At 63.0% G+C, this 4,044-nt stretch carries 3 protein-coding genes; 2 read left to right on the forward strand and 1 reads right to left on the reverse strand.

Features of this window, described 5'->3' with window-relative positions:
• Positions 1-176 precede the first annotated feature (176 nt).
• Positions 177-1,121 (forward strand): D-2-hydroxyacid dehydrogenase, encoded by a 945-nt coding sequence (locus FG486_RS13910; RefSeq protein WP_181268008.1) that lies wholly within the window; start codon positions 177-179, stop codon positions 1,119-1,121.
• Between the two features lie 14 nt (positions 1,122-1,135).
• Here FG486_RS13910 and FG486_RS13915 read toward each other — a convergent pair whose 3' ends face one another.
• Complete coding sequence (locus tag FG486_RS13915; RefSeq protein ID WP_194249924.1) at positions 1,136-1,903, reverse strand: N-acetylmuramidase family protein; 768 nt, start codon at positions 1,901-1,903, stop codon at positions 1,136-1,138.
• A 385-nt stretch (positions 1,904-2,288) separates the two neighbouring features.
• Here FG486_RS13915 and FG486_RS13920 point away from each other — a divergent pair, with 385 nt between their 5' ends.
• Positions 2,289-3,935 carry an acetolactate synthase large subunit gene (locus FG486_RS13920; RefSeq protein ID WP_181268009.1) on the forward strand — a complete coding sequence of 549 codons (1,647 nt, stop codon included), beginning with the start codon at positions 2,289-2,291 and terminating at the stop codon, positions 3,933-3,935.
• Positions 3,936-4,044: the final 109 nt, after the last annotated feature.

Genomic DNA, 4,044 nt, shown 5'->3' on the forward strand with positions numbered 1-4,044 from the left:
GGTCGTGCATGCGTCCCTCGACTTCGCTCGGGACAAACGGATAGGGTGGAGAAATGGTGGTGCCTGTTCTCCGGCGAAAGCCGGAGTCCAGGGGCAAAATCGCGCTGTAGCCGCTCTGGTTTCTGGCTTTCGCCGGAAAGCGAAAAAGCGGCGCGGTGCCAGGAAGAGGAGAGAGCATGACCAAGGCCGTGATTTCCGCGCTCGTGCGCCCGTTGATCGAGGGCGTGATTCCCGAAGGCATGCAGGTCGTCTGGATCGGCTCGGCCGAAGAAGCGCTGCGCGAGGTTGTCGATGCGGACATCGCCTGGGTCGACATGCACGACAAGCAGGCGATGCGCGACATCATCGCGTCGGGGGAGAAGCTGCAATGGGTGTCGACGCTCTATGCCGGGCTCGATCATTTTCCCGTCGAACAGCTCATGAAGCGCGGTACCCGAGTCACGAATGGCGTCGGCGTCAACACAATCGCCGTCGCCGAATATGCGGTGCTCGGCATGCTCAGCATGGCCAAGGGCTATGCCGATGTCGTGCGTGCGGCCGACCGGCGTGAATGGCTCTGGGCGTCGCCAGGCACCGTCGAGCTCGATGAAACACGCGCGCTGATCATCGGCTATGGCGCGATCGGGTCTGCGATCGGAGACCGGCTGAAGGGCTTTGGTGTGGAGGTGACCGGCGTTGCCCGCACCGCACGGCCTGACCAGGGTATCATCGGGGCGCAGGACTGGAAGGCGCGGATCGGCGAATTCGACTGGGTGGTCATCGCGACGCCCTCGACGCGCGAGACCGACGCGCTGATCGGTGCGGACGAGCTTGCGGCGATGAAGGACAGCGCCATCCTGGTGAATATCGCGCGCGGCGAATGCGTCGATCAGGATGCGCTGATCGCCGCGCTCAAGGCCAGGACCATCGCGGGTGCGTTTCTCGACGTGACCACGCCCGAGCCGCTGCCTGCCGACCACGAGCTCTGGACGCTGCCCAATGTGCAGATCTCGATGCATCTGTCGGGTCGGGCGCAGACGCGGATGTTTCAGCGCTCGGCCGCGCTGTTCGCCGAGAATCTCGGGCGGTTCGTGCGCGGGGAGATGCTGGTCAACGAGGTCGACCTGGCGCTGGGCTACTGATCCGTCAGCGTGGCTCACGCATATCTGGCATGGGCCTGCGCGATCTTCACATGGTAATTGTTCCGGGCGTAGCCGGGTCCGTTATAGCCCCTGGCAAAGGCGATACAGTCCTCGGGGCTGTTGCTGATCGCCTTCAGCGCCTTCACCAGCCCCCGGTTCTCGATAAACGTGGCAAAGGCCTGGAGATGCGCTGCCTCTGAAACCTTCATCGCCTCCCAATAGGCTTCGACCGTGTCGAACCCGGCAAGCCTGTGGTTGAAGCCCATGATCTGCGCGCCGCCGACCGAGGCGGACTTCAGCGCAGCGTGCCGGTCGAGCTGCATTGCCTTCCACAGCCGCACATATTCGCCCTGGCCGCCGATATAGAGCTTGCGGTTCCAGACCCTGCTCGAGAGATTGGGGTGGCTGTCGCGATATCTGCCAGCGGTCCGGCGATCAAAGACATGCGCTTCGAACAGGATCTTGGGCAGGTGCGGCCCGTCGAGAAAGCCGCCCGGCCCGTCGAGCGCGAGGATATCGGAACGCACGTCCGTGAACCAGCCGCCGCCGCTTTCGACCTCCCAGACCGCGCGGATCTGCACGCTGGTGCAGCCAAGGGTTGCGGCGGCGGTGCGGAAGTCGGCGAGGGTCAGGCCGATCGCTATCGGGGTCGCCTCACCGTTCGAAGCGGGGGCAATGCCGAGCGTGCCCAGCAGGCTGTCGATGGCGATAACCTCGGCCGGCGAAAATGCCTTGCCCTGGCGCAGCGACTTGATGGCAGAAAAGACAGGCGCACGGTTCATGACGTCTACTCTCCAACGGGTAAGGTGCAGGCAAACACGGTGAGCCCCCGCCACGAAACGCGTCTGGCCTGCAAAATTCTGAGGGGTAATTGGACAGGTTACGCGTCGTTCTCCAACATTCCCAGCCAAATGTTCTTTATATGTTCCATTGGTGTCGGGCGGTGCTCGTACCGCTGTGACGGAGGGGAAGGCCGCACTTTTGGCGGGTGACTCGACAGAAAATTGGGGTTATGCCTTGCGTCACAGCCAGCATGGAGGGCGGATGCCATGCCGGTAACGAGCGGTTCCGCCCGGGCGTAAACAAGCAGCAAGCGCCGCCCGGACATCCTTTCGGTCGCACGAATGCAACGACGAGCCACTTTCGGCTTCCGGGGGAGGAAATTCCATGACCAAAGCATCCGATCTGTTTGTCCAATGCCTCGAGGCAGAGGGTGTCGAGTATATCTTCGGCGTTCCCGGCGAGGAAAATCTGGACATGCTCGACTCGCTCAGCCGGTCGACCCAGATCAAGCTCATCCTCACCCGGCACGAACAGGGCGCTGGCTTCATGGCCGCAACCTATGGCCGCCATACCGGCAAGGCGGGCGTCTGCATGGCGACCTTGGGCCCCGGCGCGACCAATTTCGTCACTGCGGCGGCTTATGCGCAGCTCGGCGGCATGCCGATGCTGATGGTGACAGGGCAGAAGCCGATCAAGAAATCCAAGCAGGGCCGCTTCCAGATTCTCGACGTGGTCGACATGATGAAGCCGATCACCAAGTTCACCCACCAGCTCGCCAGCGCCGACAATATCCCCAGCCGCGTGCGCGAAGCCTTCCGCCTCGCCGAAGAGGAAAAGCCCGGCGCGGCGCATATCGAGTTCCCCGAGGACATTGCCGAGGAAAAGACCGAGTCGGTGCCGCTGAAGCCCAGCTCGACCCGGCGTCCCAATGCCGACAAGAAGTCGATCCGCGCCGCGGTTACCGCGCTCGAACAGGCCAGGTCGCCGATCCTGGTGATCGGGGCCGGGGCCAACCGCACGATGACCAGCCGCATGCTGCTGCAGTTCATCGAGAAGACCGGAATCCCGTTCCTGACCACCCAGCTCGGCAAGGGCGTGATCGACGAGCGGCACCCCAAGTTCCTGGGTTGCGCCGCGCTCTCGGCGGGCGATTTCGTCCACCGCGCGGTCGAGGCGGCGGACCTGATCGTCAATATCGGCCATGACGTGATCGAAAAGCCGCCCTTCTTCATGCAGCCGGGTGGCACGCCGGTGATCCATGTCTCGACCAAGACGGCGGAGGTTGACCCGGTCTATTTCCCCGAAATCGAGGTGATCGGCGATATCGCGAATGCGATCTGGCAGATGAAGGAAGACATCGTCCCCAATGGCGGGTGGAAGTTCGACCACATGCTCGACTATCGCAAGGCCGAGCTCGAACACACCAACAAGCTCGCCGAGGATGCGCGCTTCCCGATCTTCCCGCCCTATCTGGTGCAGGAAATCCGCAACGCCATGCCGGATGACGGCATCATCTGCCTCGACAATGGCGTCTACAAGATCTGGTTCGCGCGCGGCTATTGCGCCTATCGCCCCAATACCGTGCTGCTCGACAATGCGCTCGCCACCATGGGCGCGGGGCTCCCCTCGGCGATGATGTCGTCGATGGTCTATCCCGACCGCAAGGTGCTCGCGATCTGCGGCGATGGCGGCTTCATGATGAACAGCCAGGAAATGGAAACCGCCGTCCGGCTGGGGCTCAACATGACCGTGCTGATCCTCAACGACAACAGCTATGGCATGATCCGCTGGAAGCAGGCGAATATGGGCTTCAAGGACTGGGGCCTGACCTATGGCAATCCCGATTTCGTCAAATATGCCGAGGCCTATGGTGCCAACGGCTATCGCGTCGAGAGCGCCGAGCATCTGAAACAGCTGCTCGCCCATACGCGCGACACGCCGGGCGTGCATCTCATCGATTGTCCGGTTGACTATTCGGAGAACGACCAGATCTTGAACATCGACATCAAGCGGATGGCGAAGGAGCTTTAAGCCAGCGCACTCCCTCTCCCCTTCAGGGGGGGAGGGTCGGGGAGGGGGGAATGCGCCCCGCTTGCCCTTTCATTGCAACGGGGGAGGGCGGGGGGGGGGGGGGGGGGGG

This window comes from Blastomonas ursincola, from assembly GCF_013607875.1.
GTDB classification, from domain to species: Bacteria; Pseudomonadota; Alphaproteobacteria; order Sphingomonadales; family Sphingomonadaceae; genus Blastomonas; species Blastomonas ursincola.

Bases quoted from the DNA above. Each gene is read 5' to 3' on its own strand.
- FG486_RS13910 (WP_181268008.1), top strand. From the start codon at position 177: ATGACCAAGGCCGTGATTTCCGCGCTCGTGCGCCCGTTGATCGAGGGC.
- FG486_RS13915 (WP_194249924.1), bottom strand. From the start codon at position 1,903: ATGAACCGTGCGCCTGTCTTTTCTGCCATCAAGTCGCTGCGCCAGGGC.
- FG486_RS13920 (WP_181268009.1), top strand. From the start codon at position 2,289: ATGACCAAAGCATCCGATCTGTTTGTCCAATGCCTCGAGGCAGAGGGT.